This is a genomic window from Bacteroides xylanisolvens (assembly GCF_018289135.1).
In the GTDB taxonomy this organism is placed as follows: domain Bacteria; phylum Bacteroidota; class Bacteroidia; order Bacteroidales; family Bacteroidaceae; genus Bacteroides; species Bacteroides xylanisolvens.
This window is the reverse complement of the sequence record NZ_CP072216.1, coordinates 6,340,477-6,359,734: the sequence shown is the minus strand read 5'-3', so window position 1 is coordinate 6,359,734 and position 19,258 is coordinate 6,340,477. Positions and strand designations below refer to the sequence as shown.

Genomic DNA, 19,258 nt, shown 5'->3' with positions numbered 1-19,258 from the left:
ATAACAAAGAAATATTTATTTAAACTAAATAGAACATGAAACATTTATTACGTGGATTATTTATTGCAGTCCTTTTTATATGCTGCAATTTCCAGCTCGTACTTGCACAACCCATGCAAGAACTGCCTGTGGACAAAAATGTCCGCATCGGTAAACTGGACAACGGGCTTACCTATTACATTCGACACAATGCACTTCCTGAAAAACGAGTAGAATTCTACATCGCACAGAAAGTAGGTTCCATCCTTGAAGAACCGCAACAACGTGGTTTGGCTCACTTCCTGGAGCACATGGCTTTCAATGGAACCAAAAACTTCCCGGGGGATGAGACAGGTCTTGGCATTATACCTTGGTGCGAAACGAAAGGTATCAAATTCGGTACAAACCTGAATGCATATACCAGCGTCGATCAGACGGTATATAATATCAGCAACGTGCCGACTGAAAACATTAATGTAGTAGATTCATGCTTGCTTATCCTTCACGACTGGTCGAGTGCCATCGACCTTGCTGACAAGGAAATAGACAAAGAACGTGGCGTAATCCGCGAAGAATGGAGAAGCCGTAACAGCGGCATGCTCCGTATCATGACCAATGCACAGCCTACGATGTATCCGGATTCTAAATATTCAGACTGTATGCCTATCGGAAGCATTGACGTTATCAACAACTTCCCTTATCAGGATATCCGCGATTATTATGCCAAATGGTATCGTCCGGACCTGCAAGGTATCGTTATTGTAGGTGACATCAACGTAGATGAAATTGAAGCCAAACTTAAAAAAGTATTCGCAGACGTAAAAGCTCCGGTAAATCCGGCCGAACGTATCTACTATCCGGTAGCAGACAATCAGGAACCGCTTATCTATATCGGTACTGACAAAGAAGTGAAAAATCCTTCTGTCAACATCTTCTTCAAACAAGATGCGACTCCGGATTCTTTGAAAAATACCATCGCTTATTACGCAACGAGCTATATGGTCAGCATGGCTATGAATATGCTGAACAACCGTTTGAACGAACTTCGCCAGACTGCTAATCCTCCTTTCACAAGTGCCGGTGCAGAATATGGAGAATATTTCCTTGCCAAAACTAAAGAAGCATTCAGTATCAGCGCAAGCAGCAAAATCGACGGAATCGATTTAGCTACGAAGACTATCCTGGAAGAAGCAGAACGCGCACGCCGCTTCGGATTTACGCCAACAGAATATGACCGCGCACGCGCCAACTATCTGCAAGCCGTAGAATCTGCTTACAACGAACGCGAAAAAACCAAAAGCGGCTCTTATGTCAACGAATACGTTAACAACTTCCTTGATAAAGAACCGATTCCGGGAATCGAAGTTGAATATACGCTCCTGAACAAACTGGCTCCGAATATTCCGGTAGAAGCTGTTAACCAGATCATGCAACAACTGATTACTGATAATAACCAGGTAGTTCTGTTGGCCGGTCCGGAAAAAGAAGGAGTGAAATATCCTACCAAAGAAGAGATTGCCGCTCTGCTGAAACAAATGAAGTCATTTGACTTGAAGCCTTATGAAGACAAAGTCTCTAACGAACCGCTGATCTCGGAAGAACTGAAAGGTGGCAAAATTGTTTCTGAAAAAGCCGGAGACATTTATGGTACGACTAAGTTAGTACTTTCCAACGGTGTAACTGTATATGTGAAGCCTACTGATTTCAAAGCTGACCAAATTGTTATGAAAGGGGTAAGTTTCGGTGGTACGAGCATATTCCCGAACGAAGAGATCATCAATATTGCTCAATTAAACGGAGTAGCCCTGGTGGGTGGTATCGGTAATTTCAGCAAGGTTGACTTGGGCAAAGCTCTTGCCGGTAAACGTGCAAACGTGGCTGCCGGTATCGGTAATACAACAGAAACGGTTTCCGGTAGCTGTGCACCGAAAGATTTTGAGACAATGATGCAACTCACTTATCTGACTTTCACTTCTCCACGCAAGGACAATGAAGCATTCGAATCTTACAAGAATCGTTTGAAAGCCGAACTTCAAAATGCGGATGCCAACCCGATGACTGCTTTCAGTGACACTATTACAAGTGTATTATATGGTCATCATCCGCGTGCTATCCGAATGAAAGAATATATGGTAGACCAGATCAACTACGACCGTATTCTCGAAATGTACAAAGACCGCTACAAAGACGCAAGCGACTTTACTTTCTACCTGGTGGGAAATGTAGATTTGGCAACGATGAAACCGTTGATCGCCAAATATCTGGGTAGCCTGCCATCTATCAACCGTAAAGAGACTTTCAAGGACAACCACATGGATATCCGCAAAGGACAGATCAAGAATGTATTCGCAAAAGCACAGGAAACTCCGATGGCTACCATCATGTTCCTTTATAGCGGTAGTTGCAAATACGACTTACGCAACAATGTCCTGCTTAGCTTCTTAGATCAGGCTCTGGATTTGGTTTACACAGCAGAAATCCGTGAAAAAGAAGGTGGTACATACGGCGTAAGCTGTAACGGTAGCCTGGGTAAATATCCGAAAGAAGAATTGGTTCTTCAAATCGTATTCCAGACTGATCCTGCCAAGAAAGACCACCTTTCTGCTATCGTTGTGGAACAACTCCACAAAATGGCCAAAGAAGGTCCGTCTGCCGAACACATGCAGAAGATCAGAGAATATATGCTGAAGAAGTATAAAGACGCCCAAAAAGAAAATGGCTACTGGCTCAATAACATGGACGAATACTTCTACACCGGTGTCGATAATACAAAAGACTATGAAAAGTTGGTCAACAGCATCACTGCTAAAGAAGTACAAGACTTCCTTGCCAAGTTGCTGAAACAGAACAACGAAATTCAAGTCATTATGACTGTACCGGAAGAAAACAAATAAATATTTCTCTAGTATATCTACTGAATGATGATATTCAACGAATTACGTAAACATGGAAGGCTCGCCGCCAAACGGCATCCGATGTATGAAAAGAACAAAGTTGCTAAAATACTCGGTTATGTCATGGGCGCATTTTGGGCCGGTTACCTGATATTCTTCGGTACGACATTCGCGTTCGGTTTTTCAGATATGGTTCCCAACCGGGAACCATATCATGTAATGAACGCAGTGGTTCTGATCTTTATCCTGGCACTGGACTTCCTGTTGCGTGTTCCGTTACAAAAAACACCGACACAGGAGGTAAAACCTTACCTCCTGTTGCCGGTTAAACGAATTCGTGTCATCGACTTTTTACTGATCCGCTCGGGACTAAGTCTGTTCAACCTGTTCTGGTTGTTTCTATTTGTCCCTTTTTCCTTCATCACTATTACCAAGTTTTTCGGTATCTCCGGTGTTATCACCTATCTTATCGGTATCCTGCTATTAATTATTGCCAACAATTACTGGTACTTGCTTTGCCGCACTCTTATCAACGAACGTATTTGGTGGATTCTATTACCTATCGCTTTCTACGGTGGAATAGGCTGCCTTCTTTTTATTCCCGAAGATAGTCCCCTCTTCTATTTCTTCATGGATCTGGGAGACGGATATATACAGGGAAACATTTTCTATTTTCTCGGCACCATACTTGTAATTGTGCTTTTATGGCTGATTAACCGCAAAATCATGTCCGGGCTGATTTATGCAGAGCTAGCCAAAGTGGATGATACCCAAATAAAACACGTCTCCGAATATAAATTCTTCGAACGCTACGGAGAAGTGGGTGAATATATGCGACTGGAACTGAAAATGCTCTTACGCAACCGCCGCTGCAAAGGTGCACTACGCAATATCTCTATCGTAATTGTAGCTTTCTCCGTTGCACTTAGCTTTTCCAGTGTCTATGACGGTAATTTCATGACCTCTTTTATTTGTGTGTATAACTTTGCCGTATTCGGAATGATTATCCTTTCACAGATAATGTCATTCGAGGGCAACTACATTGATGGTCTGATGTCTCGCAAAGAATCGATTATGAGTTTGCTGAAAGCTAAATATTACACATACAGTATTGGTGAAATTATACCTTTCATACTGATGATCCCCGCTATCATCATGAACAAACTTACCTTATTGGGTGCTTTTGCCTGGTTTTTCTATACCATTGGCTTTATCTATTTCTGCTTCTTCCAACTGGCTGTTTACAACAAACAGACAGTACCTTTGAACGAAAAAGTGACAAGCCGACAAAACAATAGCGCCATACAGATGTTGGTCAATTTCGGTGCTTTCGGCGTACCGCTTATCTTATACAGCCTGTTAAATGCACTTTTGGGAGAAACAATCACTTACACAATCCTGTTAGTGATTGGTCTCGGATTTACCCTGACCTCTCCTTTATGGATAAAAAATGTATATCATCGCTTCATGAAACGGCGGTACGAAAATATGGAAGGCTTCAGAGACAGCCGCCAATAAACGTTCATGAATCATTAACTATATAAACATTGAAGATCATGATTACCATTGATAAACTTAAAAAGAATTTCGGTGAAAAGGTTGCCGTAGACATAGAACATTACGAAATCAATCAAGGCGACATGCTCGGATTGGTGGGTAACAACGGTGCCGGTAAAACAACTCTTTTCCGATTGATGTTGGATCTGCTGAAAGCAGACGATGGAAAAGTGATTATAAATGATATTGATGTCAGCCAGAGTGAAGACTGGAAAAGCATTACCGGTGCTTTCATCGACGATGGCTTCCTGATCGATTATCTCACTCCGGAAGAATATTTCTATTTCATCGGGAAAATGTATGGACTCAAAAAAGAAGAAGTAGACGAACGTCTTATCCCTTTCGAACGCTTTATGAGCGGAGAAGTGATCGGACACAAAAAATTAATTCGCAACTACTCTGCCGGTAACAAGCAAAAGATCGGGATAATCTCCGCCATGCTTCATTATCCGCAATTATTAATCTTGGATGAACCGTTCAATTTCCTCGATCCAAGTTCGCAGTCTATCATTAAACATCTGCTTAAGAAATACAACGAGGAGCATCAGGCTACGGTTATCATATCCAGTCACAACCTCAATCATACCGTAGATGTATGTCCACGGATCGCTTTACTGGAACACGGGGTCATCATCCGGGATATTATCAACGAAGATAACTCCGCAGAAAAAGAACTGGAGGATTATTTTAATGTAGAAGAAGAGTGAGGGAGATTTATGATTTATGAGTTATGATTTATGAGTTATGATTTATGATTTATGATTGAGATACAGTTGATGAAGGCAAAATTAAAATTTATCTATCTATTAGTTGGGCTGGCTGCTATATTTAGTTCCTGTCGCACTTCCGCTCCCCGGCTGGACTATCAAGCATTGGCACGAGCTTCTATTTTATTAGGTGTAGATGTCAATCTGGAAGATAATCATAAGCTCTATCTCGAAGCAGCCGACTGGATAGGGGTTCCTTATCGTGGCGGGGGTGATTCTAAACGAGGAACAGATTGTTCGGGGCTGGTTTATCAAGTGTATCGAAAGGTATACCGCACCCAAGTGCCACGCAATACAGAGGACTTGAAAAAAGAAAGTAATAAGGTCGCTAAGCGAAACCTTCGGGAAGGAGACTTGGTATTCTTTACCAGTAGCCGTTCAAAAAAGAAAGTAGCTCATGTGGGTATTTATCTGAAAAACGGAAAGTTCATTCATTCCAGTACCAGCAAAGGAGTGATCGTCAGCAACTTGAACGAGAGTTATTATACCAAACACTGGATAAGCGGAGGCAGAATACGTTAATTATCAACTTCTAATGATATAAAATTATGAAATCATTCATCGGAGCAGTTATATTTATTTGTGTGGCATTCAGTGCCAATGCACAACTTTTATGGAAAGTGTCCGGCAACGGACTAACTCAACCGTCCTACATCATAGGTACTCATCACTTGGCACCATTCAGCATCATGGACAGCATTGCCGGACTTCAAAAAGCGATGAATGAAACGCAACAGGTGTATGGAGAACTGAAAATGTCGGAAATGCAGTCGCCCGCTACCATGGGAAAGATGCAAAAAGCAATGATGATTGAAAGTGATACCACACTGACCTCCCTCCTTTCTCCGGAAGACTTTGAGACTGCTAACAAATTCTGCAAAGAAAACCTGATGGTAGACTTAAATATGGCTTCAAAACTAAAACCTGCCTTCCTGTTGAATAATGTAGTGGTAATGGCTTACGTAAAACATGTAGGAAAGTTCAACCCGCAAGAGCAACTCGACACGTTCTTTCAAAGCCAAGCCGCCCAAAACGGAAAAAAGGTGGACGGTCTGGAAACTGCCGAATTCCAATTCAACCTGCTTTTCAACGGTAGTTCACTACAACGACAAGCACAGCTACTCATGTGCACTCTTAATAATATAGAAGCAGAAGTAGAAAACCTGAAAAAGCTCACGAACGCTTACATGAAACAGGATTTGAACACTATGTTCAAAATCAGCGAAGAGCGCAAAGGCAATCAATGCGACGCACTTCCCAGCGAAGAAGATGCCCTAATTTACAACCGTAATAAAATATGGGCTGAAAAATTACCGGCTATCATGAAAGCCGCTCCGACTTTTGTTGCGGTAGGCGCCCTGCACCTTCCCGGGGAAAAAGGATTATTAAAGTTACTAAAAAGCCAAGGATACACAGTAGAACCTGTGAAATAAGAAAAGTATTTAGTACTTTTGCGGAAAAGTTTTCCCCAATGAACTACAAAACCTATTTATTCGATTTCGACTATACATTAGCCGATTCGTCGCGTGGTATCGTTAAATGTTTCAGAATTGTGCTCACCCGGCACCAGTATTTAACCGTTACCGATGAAGCTATCAAGCGCACGATCGGCAAAACACTGGAAGAATCATTCAGTATCCTTACTGGAATTACCGACCCGGAACAGTTAGAATCTTTCCGGCAGGAATACAGACTGGAAGCTGATGTACACATGAATGTAAATACCCGTCTTTTCCCTGATACATTATCTACACTGAAAGAATTAAAGAAACGGGGTGCCCGCGTCGGAATTATCTCTACCAAGTATCGCTTCCGGATATTGAGTTATCTGGAAGAATATCTGCCAAAAGATTTTCTCAATATAGTTGTGGGAGGAGAAGATGTAAAAGCACCGAAACCTTCACCGGAAGGGGTACTATTTGCTTTGGAACATTTGGGAAGTACACCCGAAGAAACTTTGTATATCGGAGATAGCACGGTAGATGCTGAAACGGCCCGAAATGCAGGAGTAGATTTTGCAGGCGTATTGAACGGAATGACAACAGTCGAGGAACTTCGCATTTATCCACACAAAATCATTATGCAGAATTTGGGAGAGTTGGTCCAATAAGCTACAATGAGAGTTAAAATGCTCATTTATTTGCTGTAATCATTTTATCTCCTGCAAAAAATAAAAGAAATATTTGTCGGGAACGAATAAAAATAGTACTTTTGTGCCCGATTATTCCGCAACGGGTTCGATAAAGAGCTCTTTAAGTGATTAAAGACCACCCGCCGGAGCTAACTTATACATTATATATAAGATGTACGCAATTGTAGAAATTAACGGTCAGCAGTTTAAAGCAGAAGCTGGTCAAAAGTTGTTCGTTCACCACATCGAAGGTGCAGAAAACGGTTCAACAGTAGAATTTGAAAAAGTTCTTTTGGTAGACAAAGACGGAAACGTTACAGTAGGTGCTCCTACCGTAGAAGGCGCTAAAGTTGTTTGCCAGGTTGTTTCAAACTTGGTTAAAGGCGACAAAGTTCTTGTTTTCCACAAGAAAAGAAGAAAAGGACACAGAAAACTGAACGGTCACCGTCAACAGTTCACTGAATTAACAATTACAGAAGTAGTAGCTTAATCAATTAAAAAGTAAGAAGAAATGGCACATAAGAAAGGTGTCGGTAGTTCTAAGAACGGCCGCGAATCACAGAGCAAGAGATTAGGCGTTAAGATATTTGGTGGCGAAGCTTGCAAAGCAGGTAACATCATCGTTCGTCAAAGAGGTACTGAATTCCACCCGGGTGAAAACATCGGAATGGGTAAAGACCACACTCTTTTCGCTTTAGTAGACGGAACAGTTAATTTCAAAGTAGGTAAAGAAGATAGAAGATATGTTTCTATCGTTCCTGCAACAGAAGCATAATTATCCGGACTGAAAATAGTTAAGACAAGGAGATGCAATCCACAAGATTGTATCTCCTTTCTTTTTATACCAAAACATACTTTATCGCCTGACAAGTATACGCCTTTTTAACATTCAAATATTCACCTCATGGATATTTTTCATTTTTTCCATCCTTATTATTACCAAAATATTACAGAAGTGTAATATCGTTTATTTTTTTATCTATCTTTGTAGACTTAAAAAAAGGTTTTTCATAAAAAGTATAGATATGCTTACCATTAAACAAATTACAGAAAACACAGAGGCGGTACTCCGCGGACTGGAAAAGAAGCATTTCAAGAATGCAAAGGAAACGATCGATCAGGTGATCGCTCTTAACAACAAGAGACGTAGCACACAAAATGAATTAGATAAAAACCTGGCAGAGGTTAACTCACTTTCGCGCACCATCGGTCAACTGATGAAAGAAGGCAAAAAAGAGGAAGCAGAAACTGCACGTGCCCGCGTTGCCGAACTAAAAGAAGGCAACAAAGAGCTGGATGCTGCCATGACACAGGCTGCAACAGATATGCAGAATGTACTTTATACCATCCCCAACATTCCTTATGACAGCGTACCGGAAGGCGTAGGTGCCGAAGATAACGTCGTAGAAAAAATGGGAGGTATGGAAACCGAACTTCCTAAAGATGCACTCCCCCACTGGGAACTGGCAAAGAAATATGATTTAATAGACTTCGACCTGGGTGTAAAAATCACAGGTGCGGGTTTCCCTGTATATAAAGGTAAAGGAGCACAACTTCAACGCGCCCTTATCAACTTCTTCCTGGATGAAGCACGCAAATCCGGATATACCGAAATCATGCCGCCGACAGTAGTCAACGCTGCTTCCGGCTATGGCACCGGACAGCTTCCGGACAAAGAAGGACAGATGTATCATTGTGAAGTAGATGATTTATACCTGATCCCGACAGCGGAAGTTCCCGTTACTAATATCTACCGTGATGTGATTCTGGAAGAGAAACAATTGCCTATAATGAATTGTGCGTATACACAATGTTTCCGTCGCGAAGCAGGTTCTTATGGTAAAGATGTACGTGGCCTGAATCGTCTGCACGAGTTCTCCAAAGTAGAATTGGTTCGTATCGACAAACCGGAGCATTCTAAACAATCTCATCAGGAAATGCTGGACCATGTAGAAGGACTGTTGCAAAAACTGGAACTCCCCTATCGCATTCTCCGTCTTTGCGGTGGAGATATGAGTTTCACTGCTGCTCTTTGTTTCGACTTCGAAGTATATTCTGAAGCACAGAAGCGTTGGTTGGAAGTAAGTTCCGTATCCAATTTCGACACTTATCAGGCCAACCGCCTGAAATGCCGTTACCGTAATGCAGAAAAGAAAACCGAACTCTGCCACACACTGAACGGTTCAGCATTAGCACTGCCACGTATTGTTGCTGCCCTACTCGAAAACAACCAGACTCCGGAAGGTATCAGAATTCCGAAAGCATTGGTTCCGTATTGCGGCTTTGACATGATAGACTAAGACTTGGCATGACAGACTAATAAAAGTACCCATATACAGAGAGCCACTCATCAAAAGAGTGGCTTTTCTTTTATATTTCGTAAATTAGCTGTATCTTTGCCAAAATTTATATCATTCTGATAGCAGTTACGTAATAAAAACAACAAATTAATTAGATAATGAACAAAATCATTAGCAAGGAACGCTTTTCTGAAAAAGTATTCAAATTTGAAATTGAAGCTCCTTTAATTGCTAAATCCCGTAAGGCCGGACACTTTGTCATCGTGCGTGTAGGTGAAAAAGGAGAACGTATGCCATTGACTATCGCAGGTTCTGACCTCAAAAAAGGTACCATTACTCTGGTAGTGCAGGAAGTCGGGCTTTCTTCTACCCGTCTCTGTGAACTGAATGAAGGCGATTACATCACTGACGTAGTAGGCCCGCTCGGACAAGCTACCCATATAGAGAAATTCGGAACAGTAGTCTGCGCTGGTGGTGGTGTAGGCGTGGCTCCGATGCTTCCTATCGTACAGGCTTTGAAAGCAGCCGGCAACCGTGTTATCACTGTATTGGCCGGACGTAACAAAGACCTGATTATTTTAGAAAAAGAAATGCGTGAAAGCTCTGACGAAGTAATTATCATGACAGATGACGGCTCTTACGGTCGTAAAGGTCTGGTGACAGAAGGCGTAGAAGAAGTTATCAAACGCGAGAAAGTGGACAAATGCTTCGCTATCGGCCCTGCCATCATGATGAAGTTCGTTTGCTTGCTGACTAAGAAATATGAAATTCCGACTGATGTTTCATTAAATACCATCATGGTGGATGGAACAGGTATGTGTGGTGCTTGCCGTATCACTGTGGGAGGAAAAACTAAATTCGTTTGTGTAGACGGTCCTGAATTCGATGGTCACCAAGTGAATTTTGATGAAATGCTGAAACGTATGGGCGCGTTCAAAAATATCGAGCGCGAAGAAATGCATAAACTGCAACCGGAATGTGAAGCAACCAAAGAAATCGACGAGAAAAGCCGTAATGCAGCCTGGAGACAGGAATTACGCAAATCAATGAAACCGAAAGAACGTACAGCCATCCCCCGTGTAGAAATGAACGAGCTTGACGCTGAATATCGTTCACACAGCCGTAAAGAGGAAGTAAATCAAGGATTAACAGCAGAACAGGCTGTTACAGAAGCTAAACGCTGTCTCGACTGTGCTAATCCTGGATGTATGGAAGGCTGTCCGGTAGGTATTGATATTCCTCGCTTCATTAAGAATATCGAACGTGGAGAGTTTCTTGAAGCTGCTAAAACATTGAAAGAAACAAGTGCGCTTCCGGCTGTTTGCGGTCGCGTGTGTCCACAAGAAAAACAATGCGAATCAAAATGTATTCACTTAAAAATGAATGAAAAGCCCGTCGCTATCGGTTATCTGGAACGTTTCGCAGCTGATTACGAACGTGAAAGCGGGCAAATCTCCGTACCTGTCATTGCAGAGAAGAACGGTATTAAAATAGCTGTAATCGGTTCGGGACCTGCAGGATTGGCATTTGCCGGAGATATGGCTAAATATGGATATGATGTAACTGTATTCGAAGCATTGCATGAGATTGGTGGTGTGTTGAAATATGGTATTCCAGAATTCCGTTTGCCAAACAAGATTGTAGACGTAGAAATCGATAACCTTAGCAAGATGGGGGTTAACTTCATCAAAGACTGTATCGTAGGAAAAACAATCGGCGTAGAGGACTTGAAAGCTGAAGGTTTCAAAGGAATATTTGTGGCTTCCGGCGCCGGGCTGCCTAACTTTATGAATATCCCGGGAGAGAATTCCATCAATATCATGTCATCCAACGAATACCTCACTCGCGTTAATCTGATGGACGCTGCCAGTGAAGATTCGGACACTCCGGTCGCTTTCGGTAAAAACGTAGCAGTAATCGGTGGTGGTAATACAGCGATGGACTCTGTTCGTACTGCCAAACGTCTTGGTGCAGAGCGCGCTATCATTATCTATCGCCGTTCGGAAGAGGAAATGCCTGCACGTATCGAGGAAGTAAAACATGCTAAAGAAGAAGGAGTTGAATTCCTTACACTACATAATCCGATCGAATATATTGCTGACGAACAAGGTTGCGTAAAACAGGTTATTTTGCAAAAGATGGAATTAGGCGAGCCGGATGCTTCCGGACGTCGTAGTCCTGTAGCCATCCCGGGAGCAACAGAAACAATTGATATCGACCTGGCAATTGTCAGCGTCGGAGTATCCCCTAACCCAATTGTTCCAAGCTCCATCAAAGGACTGGAACTAGGACGAAAAGGAACCATCACTGTGGATGACAACATGGAATCTTCCATCCCTATGATTTATGCAGGAGGCGATATCGTTCGCGGTGGAGCTACTGTTATTCTGGCGATGGGCGATGGCCGTAAAGCCGCTGCCGCCATGAATGAACAATTGAAGGCAAACGCCGGTAACTAATTGCCGCTTATTAACAGGTGGGCTAAAACCAACTCACACGTGGGCGGAACATCACTCGTCCCCCGGCATAAAAATAAAATAAGAAAAGCCCCGTCTACAAAATGTAAACGGGGCTTTTCTTATTTCAAATATCAAAGATACTTTCTACTTTACCACTTTGTTCGTCGCAGGATCGGGGAAGATTACAGCCGGTTTAAACGACTTGGCTTCCTCAAAATCCATCAAAGCATAGGACATGATTATAACAATATCATCCGGTTGCACCTTGCGGGCAGCAGCACCATTCAGGCAAATTTTACCCGAACCGCGTTCACCTTTGATAATGTAGGTTTCAAAGCGTTCACCATTGTTATTATCAGCGATATACACTTTCTCTCCCGCAATCATGTTTGCAGCATCCAACAGGTCTTCATCAATCGTGATACTACCCATGTAGTTCAGATTGGCCTCTGTGACACGTGCACAATGAATTTTCGACTTCAACACTTCAATCATCATAAGGTTTCGTCTTTTTAGTTATTCTTTATATTTAATATTATCAATCAGCCGGACTTCTCCACAGAATACTGTGATGCATCCAACTGCATAGGAAGTATCTTCCCAATTACTAATTTTCTGCAATGTGTTTCCGTCTACAATCTCAAAATACTCCATGCGCAAGCCCGGAGCAGCTTCGATTGCATCTTCTACCATCTTTTGCGTCTCGCTCACCGTGTGAGTGGCTGCAAAGTTACGACTTTTAAATAAGGTCCGGGAAATATTTAAAGCATTTTCACGTTCTTCTGCCGATAAACGTTTATTCCGGCTACTCAATGCCAGTCCGTCTTCCTCACGCACAATTGAACAACCAACAATTTCAAGGTTATATTTCAATTGTCGAACCATCTCACGAATAATTGCTAACTGCTGAAAATCTTTCTCCCCGAAATATGCGCAGTCCGGCTGTACGGCATTAAACAGTTTGCTGACAATCTGGCAAACACCGTTAAAATGCCCCGGACGGAAAGCACCTTCCATCACCGTATCTAATGGTGCATAGCTAAATTGACGGGTATCCGGTTCCGGGTACATTTCGCTTACCGAAGGAGCAAAAGCGAAATCCGCCCCGCATTCTTCCAACAAACGGCAATCTGCATCCAATGTACGCGGATATTTCTCCAAATCGTTTTTATCGTTAAACTGTGTGGGATTCACAAAAACACTCACAACAGTTACACCATTCTCACTTACGCTGCGCTTTACCAGAGATGCATGTCCCGCATGTAAAGCACCCATTGTAGGAACCAGTCCCACCTTTTTACCTTGGGCTCTCAAGGCAGTCAATTCTGCCTGTAAGTCCTTGATAGTGTGCACTACTTTCATTTTCGTCAATTGGTTTATGTTTTACTCGTTTGCAAAAACTCTGCAAAATAAACTAATATTTGCCACATAAAGAAAGAATATCTTATTTAATGTGTCTTTTTTTTCGTATCTTTGCAGAATATTATAGTGAACTATTGTTATTATGACAAAGGCGAATAAAGTTTTATTTATTACTCAAGAGATTACACCTTACGTTTCAGAATCCGAAATGGCCAATATAGGTAGAAACCTTCCACAGGCGATACAAGAAAAAGGCCGTGAAATCAGAACCTTTATGCCTAAATGGGGAAATATCAATGAGCGCAGAAACCAGCTGCACGAAGTGATCCGCCTCTCCGGTATGAACCTGATCATCGACGATACTGACCACCCCTTGATTATAAAAGTTGCATCTATCCAATCCGCACGCATGCAGGTATATTTCATCGATAACGATGATTATTTCCAGAATCGTATGCAGACAGCGGACGAAAATGGTGTAGAATATGAAGATAATGATAGTCGTGCCGTTTTCTACGCACGCGGCGTATTGGAAACAGTGAAAAAACTTCGCTGGTGTCCTGATGTCATTCACTGTCATGGCTGGATGACAGCTCTAGCTCCTCTTTATATAAAGAAAGCCTATAAAGACGAACCTTCTTTCCGCGATGCCAAAGTGGTATTCTCTGTTTATGAAGATGACTTCAAGAATACACTTAGCGATGATTTCGCAGCCAAATTGATGCTGAAAGGTATTTCCAAAAAAGATTTAGGTGATTTGAAAGAGCCGGTAGACTATGCTGCTCTGTGCAAACTCGCTGTTGATTATTCGGATGGAGTCATACAAAACAGCGAAAAAGTAGACGAGTCTATTATTGAATATGCCCGCCAATCTGGCAAATTGGTACTTGACTACCAGAACCCGGAAAACTATGCAGATGCCTGCAACGAGTTCTACGATCAGGTATGGGATGCTACTGCAAACGAAGAAGAATAAAAAAAATCAAGATACGACGATCATGAAAGCAAAATACGCCTTAATAGCTTTACTGGCAATCACTTTTTGGGGTTGTGATGATAACACTGCCGGACTGGGATTGGGAATGTTTCCGGGAAGCGACCAGAATATCAATGGAAAGCTATCTACCTTTGATGTGACTACAGAATCCGTTCATGCCGGTAAGATATATGCAATGACTAATGTGGGGTATGTAGGTAAGTTCACTGATGAAACATTCGGAACTTATCAGGCAGGGTTCTTGGCACAACTTAATTGTCCTGAAGGAATGACTTTCCCAGAAGCTTTTTCTGGAACCACCGAAAGTGGTACTGGAAAGATGATGACAAATTTCGAAAACTTGGAAAAAAGTGTATCTGGTAACTACACCATCATTGAAGACGACAACGGAAATCCTATTGGTAACTGCCAAATCAATATTTATCTTTGGTATGACAGTTATTTTGGAGATTCATTAACAGCTTGCCGACTAAGTATGTATGTATTAGATAAGAAAGAAGGCAACAAGTATTGGAATGAAGACCCAGATGCTTATTATACCAATATCGACCCTACAAAATATTATTATAGTACGACAAGTTTATTAGGCAATAAATCTTATACAGCAGTTGATTTGTCTATTAGTGATTCTATACGTAATCTTTCAACTTACGTTCCTTATATTAAAATTACATTGGATCAGACTAAAACACAGGATTTGGGACTGAAACTTTTAAAAGAAGGACGTACGAAAGACCTATATAAAAAATTTCAAAGTATATTCCCTGGATTGTACGTAAAAAGCGACTATGGAGACGGTACTATCCTCTACGTAAATTCCGTACAAATGGATGTAGCATTCTTGGAGCATGCCAGAGACAGCATAACAGGTGGTCTACTACACACATCTGCTGGAAAAGACTCTGTTATATACAACGGACGATCATTCACATCTACCCGTGAAGTCATCCAAGCCAATCGATTGGAAAACGATACGGAAAAAATTCAAGAATGTATAAATGAGTCCAAATGGACTTACTTAAAGAGTCCTGCAGGAATTTTCACTCAAATAACTCTCCCTATCAGTCAAATAGCAGAAAAGCTCCAAGGAGATACTTTGAATGCAGTTAAATTAGGAATTCCTATCTACAATGAAACTAGTGACAAGAAGTTTGGTATGTCTACTCCTCGTAATGTTTTATTGATACGTAAAAAGTATAAAGATAGTTTCTTTAAAGATAATCAGCTTAGTGATGGTGTAACTTCATCTCTATTTAATCCTACTACTAGCTTTACTCAATATACATTCAACAACATTACTCAAATGATTAATGACTGTTTAGCAGATGGAGAAAGAGAAGCTGCAGAAAAGAAACTCAAGAATGGTGGAACGATAACTCTCCAGATAACTGACGCAGAAGGAAATGTCAAAGAAGAGACTGTTGATAATATCGTAGATTGGGAAAGATTAAGCGATTGGAACAAATTTATACTTATTCCAGTACTTGTAACCACAGATGCTTCCTCAAGTAATAGCTATTATGGTTCTTCGAGCAATGTTATTAGCATACAACATGACCTGAAACCTGGTTATGCACGATTAAAAGGAGGTACAAATGCCACAAATGCTTCTTTAGATAAAGAACAACAAGATAAATACAAATTAAAACTTGAAGTTGTTTCTACGAACTTTGGAACAAAATCAAAATAAGAAATAGTTGAAATATTATAAAGCAATAGCGCAGGTTACTCAATGTAAGTTGCGCTATTGTTTTATAATATATTTATAAAGAAGTCAGATAGAATAATTCCATAATAAAACCGCTCAAACAGCAATCTTTGCTAGCGTACGTTATAGTTATAAATAAGCCTAAGATTCCTGATTAATATAGAAGAAATAGTGACGGTATATGCTTAGGATATTAACGGTATCGTCACCATATAGCGTCACTATTTCTATCGGATAGCGTTATTACTATCTTACAAAAGTATATTCTCCTACAAAGATCTTAACTTAATCCATAATAAAAACCGTGAGTTTGATTTTATCTCACTCACGGTTCCATATAATAGATTCTTATACTTCTTATTTAACAGCAGCCTTTTTAGCCTTCCCCGTAGACTTCTTCGACTCGGCTGTTGCTTTCTTTACTTCAGCTTTCTTTGCAGCAGGTTTTGATTTAGTAGCAGGGGCCTCTTTCACTACCGGCTCTTTAGCATTAGTAGCCTTTTTGACCGCCGTTTTCTTTGCCGCTTCTACTTTTGCCTGTAATTTAGCCAATACCTTTTCCAATTCAGTAATCTCATCCCCCTGATTCTTAATGGTAGTCAACAAAGAATTTAGTTCTTCACTGTCTACATCAACAGGATACAGTGCATCTACCCGTTTGATAAAGTCACCCAAAATATTCATATAGTTGGTGAAAGCATCATAAGGAGAATCATAGATACCACGGTTCAACCACATCCCATTGTTCTTCGTTGTCATAAAACGGAAGTTATTGCTGGCCTGCAAGTAATCCCAATCCTGCTTAATACGACGATCATCACATAAATGAACACGTTCGGCTACACTATACAGTTTATTGAAAGCCTCACGTTGCATAACATTACCCAGCCAACAACTAGTATCTCTTTCTTCATCTACCCATGACATCGGATAGGCAACATCAAGCTGCGACACTGATTTCAGCTTCGTTACGATTTCCGTCGGTGTAGAGAACGTGATTCCCTTAGCTTTTGCACATTCAGGCAGTGCCTTCATAAATTCAAGAATATTGGAAGATAACGGTTGAGCCATACCAAGTGCACTCAATTCCATAAAGATATTGATGACTTGTTCTTCTTGTGGCAATGCATCGATCCAATTAATATACTTATCGGCAAACAAAGGATATTCCGCCCAATCTGAATTAGAGAAACGCAAACTGATGTCGTCAGAGAGTTTGAAATCCCGCAACAAGAGCTTAAGACTTGGAGCCTGATTACAGTGATAAACATAATGCGGGCTCTTCCATCCCAACACATGTTTAGCACCTTCCGTCAACATCCCTTTGAAGCCCATAGAAGCTACCAATCCACCAATTTCATCAGAATAAATCAGACTAGAATTGCGGAACACTTTCGGTTCTTTACCAAACATCTGTTTCATCTTATCACGTTGACGAAGTACTTCTTCACGGAAGCAATCCTCATTGGCCAGTGAAGACAAGCCATGAGAATAAGGCTCACATAAGAACTCGCAACACCCAGTTTCATTCAACTGGTGCAATAAATCAATGACTGCCGGAGCATGAATTTCCAATTGCTCCAAGGCTACTCCCGAGATAGAAAGCGCTACTTTAAAAGCTCCCCCCGAATTTTTCGCCATCTCAATCAATGTATTGAGAGCAGGAATATACGAACGTTCAGCGACCTCATTCATACCCGTTTCGTTGGCATAATCATCATAATAATAATGGTCATTACCAATATCGAAGAAACGATAACGTTTCAAATGGATAATTTGATGTATTTCAAAATAAAGACAGATAGTTCTCATTTTTATTTATTGTTTTGTTATTTACCATAGTTTCTTAACACAGACTCGTAGAGAGCACGGATTCTCAAGCCGACTTTTTCCCACGTAATCCCATCTACTTCCTTCTTTCCCTCTTCTTTGAGATATTCGAAAAGAGACGGATTGGTACACAGAGAATGGATAGCGTCAGCCATCGCATGAATATCCCAATAGTCAGTTTTTATCACCTTATCAAGAATCTCGCCACATCCAGATTGCTTAGAAATGATGGAAGGTGTTCCACACTGCATAGCTTCCAGCGGAGCGATACCGAAAGGTTCAGAGACAGACGGCATGACAAATACATCACTGTTCTTATAAACCTCATATACCTGTCTACCTTTCATGAAGCCCGGGAAGTGGAATCGATCGGCAATACCACGTTCAGCAACCAAGTTAATCATGGCATTCAACATATCGCCCGACCCCGCCATTACAAAACGAATATTACGAGTACGCTGCAATACAAGCGCAGCAGCTTCTACAAAATATTCCGGTCCTTTCTGCATCGTAATACGTCCGAGGAAAGTGACCACCTTTTCTTTTGAGTGATCGGGACGCGGAATATCCAGCAGTTCCTGCGACAATGGATAAACAGCATTATGCATTGCAAATACCTTTCTGGGGTCCTGATGATACTCGTTAATAACAGTGCGACGAGTAAGCTCGGATACGCACATGATACAATCGGCATGATCCATACCATTCTTCTCAATCGAATAAACAGTAGGATTGACTTTGCCACGAGAACGGTCAAAATCCGTAGCATGCACATGGATGCAAAGCGGCTTTCCGCTAACCATTTTGGCATGTACTCCGGCAGGGTAAGTCAGCCAGTCATGCGCATGAATGATATCAAACTCCTGCTGACGGGCTACTACTCCGGCAATGATCGAGAAATTATTAATTTCTTCGTGCAAGTTCCCGGGATAACCACCTGCAAATTCCATACATCCCAAATCATTCACATGCATATAAGAAAAATCGGCATAGATATGGTCGCGGAAAGAGTAATATTCTTCCGGTGTCATCTCCAACAAACGTGATTTCAAGTAGTCATAGTGAACATCACGCCACACGATGGGTACTTGATTCATACCGATTATTTTCAAGAACTTCTCTTCTTCGCCGCTAGGTTTAGGCATACAGAAAATCGTCTCCATATCACCTTGCAGACTCAATCCTTTAGTTATTCCATAAGAAGCAACCGCAAGACCACCATATATTTTGGGAGGGAATTCCCATCCAAACATTAAAACTTTCATCTTCGTTCC

Annotated in this window: 16 protein-coding genes; 12 read left to right on the top strand and 4 right to left on the bottom strand. The window is 41.4% G+C overall.

Annotated features, from left to right (window positions below; translation table 11 throughout):
- The first annotated feature begins 35 nt into the window (after window positions 1-35).
- The 10 genes from INE92_RS25770 (at window position 36) to INE92_RS25725 (ending at window position 12,087) form a co-directional block, all read left to right on the top strand.
- Window positions 36-2,873: a M16 family metallopeptidase gene (locus tag INE92_RS25770; RefSeq protein WP_118219342.1), complete on the top strand. Its 2,838-nt coding sequence runs from the start codon at window positions 36-38 to the stop codon at window positions 2,871-2,873.
- A gap of 24 nt (window positions 2,874-2,897) precedes the next feature.
- The gene (locus INE92_RS25765) at window positions 2,898-4,391 is read left to right on the top strand and encodes a DUF5687 family protein (protein ID WP_004316684.1); all 1,494 of its coding nucleotides are present in this window, start codon (window positions 2,898-2,900) and stop codon (window positions 4,389-4,391) included.
- A 38-nt stretch (window positions 4,392-4,429) separates the two neighbouring features.
- On the top strand, window positions 4,430-5,137 hold the full coding sequence (locus tag INE92_RS25760; protein ID WP_074708534.1) for an ABC transporter ATP-binding protein: 708 nt from the start codon (window positions 4,430-4,432) through the stop codon (window positions 5,135-5,137).
- A gap of 51 nt (window positions 5,138-5,188) precedes the next feature.
- Complete coding sequence (locus INE92_RS25755) at window positions 5,189-5,719, top strand: C40 family peptidase (protein ID WP_004316687.1); 531 nt, start codon at window positions 5,189-5,191, stop codon at window positions 5,717-5,719.
- A gap of 26 nt (window positions 5,720-5,745) precedes the next feature.
- Window positions 5,746-6,630, top strand: coding sequence for a TraB/GumN family protein (locus INE92_RS25750; protein WP_195436688.1), 885 nt, complete (start codon window positions 5,746-5,748; stop codon window positions 6,628-6,630).
- A gap of 38 nt (window positions 6,631-6,668) precedes the next feature.
- Window positions 6,669-7,307: an HAD-IA family hydrolase gene (locus INE92_RS25745; protein WP_211421273.1), complete on the top strand. Its 639-nt coding sequence runs from the start codon at window positions 6,669-6,671 to the stop codon at window positions 7,305-7,307.
- Window positions 7,308-7,500: 193 nt separating this feature from the next.
- Window positions 7,501-7,818, top strand: coding sequence for a 50S ribosomal protein L21 (gene rplU / locus INE92_RS25740; protein WP_004316691.1), 318 nt, complete (start codon window positions 7,501-7,503; stop codon window positions 7,816-7,818).
- Window positions 7,819-7,839: 21 nt separating this feature from the next.
- A complete protein-coding gene (rpmA, locus tag INE92_RS25735) occupies window positions 7,840-8,103 on the top strand; it encodes a 50S ribosomal protein L27 (protein ID WP_004316697.1) in 264 nt (87 codons plus the stop codon).
- A 250-nt stretch (window positions 8,104-8,353) separates the two neighbouring features.
- A complete protein-coding gene (serS, locus tag INE92_RS25730) occupies window positions 8,354-9,628 on the top strand; it encodes a serine--tRNA ligase (RefSeq protein ID WP_004316699.1) in 1,275 nt (424 codons plus the stop codon).
- Window positions 9,629-9,786: 158 nt separating this feature from the next.
- Window positions 9,787-12,087: a bifunctional dihydroorotate dehydrogenase B NAD binding subunit/NADPH-dependent glutamate synthase gene (locus INE92_RS25725; RefSeq protein ID WP_009039679.1), complete on the top strand. Its 2,301-nt coding sequence runs from the start codon at window positions 9,787-9,789 to the stop codon at window positions 12,085-12,087.
- A gap of 144 nt (window positions 12,088-12,231) precedes the next feature.
- On the opposite strand, the gene panD is transcribed toward INE92_RS25725, so the two are convergent.
- Together panD and panC are read right to left on the bottom strand one after the other, a co-directional pair.
- Window positions 12,232-12,585 (bottom strand): aspartate 1-decarboxylase, encoded by a 354-nt coding sequence (gene panD / locus INE92_RS25720; protein ID WP_004316702.1) that lies wholly within the window; start codon window positions 12,583-12,585, stop codon window positions 12,232-12,234.
- Between the two features lie 18 nt (window positions 12,586-12,603).
- Window positions 12,604-13,449, bottom strand: coding sequence for a pantoate--beta-alanine ligase (panC, locus tag INE92_RS25715; RefSeq protein WP_074910211.1), 846 nt, complete (start codon window positions 13,447-13,449; stop codon window positions 12,604-12,606).
- Between the two features lie 142 nt (window positions 13,450-13,591).
- On the opposite strand from panC, the gene INE92_RS25710 reads away from it, so the two are divergent.
- Window positions 13,592-14,425 carry a glycogen/starch synthase gene (locus INE92_RS25710; protein ID WP_008020874.1) on the top strand — a complete coding sequence of 278 codons (834 nt, stop codon included), beginning with the start codon at window positions 13,592-13,594 and terminating at the stop codon, window positions 14,423-14,425.
- A gap of 22 nt (window positions 14,426-14,447) precedes the next feature.
- Entirely contained in the window at window positions 14,448-16,136 is a 1,689-nt protein-coding gene (locus tag INE92_RS25705) for a DUF4270 domain-containing protein (RefSeq protein WP_074910232.1), read from the top strand.
- Between the two features lie 375 nt (window positions 16,137-16,511).
- Here INE92_RS25705 and INE92_RS25700 read toward each other — a convergent pair whose 3' ends face one another.
- Window positions 16,512-17,966, bottom strand: a complete 1,455-nt coding sequence (locus tag INE92_RS25700; RefSeq protein WP_004316708.1) for a glycoside hydrolase family 57 protein — start codon at window positions 17,964-17,966, stop codon at window positions 16,512-16,514.
- Window positions 17,967-17,983: 17 nt separating this feature from the next.
- On the bottom strand, window positions 17,984-19,249 hold the full coding sequence (locus INE92_RS25695) for a glycosyltransferase family 4 protein (protein WP_004316709.1): 1,266 nt from the start codon (window positions 19,247-19,249) through the stop codon (window positions 17,984-17,986).
- Window positions 19,250-19,258 lie beyond the last annotated feature (9 nt).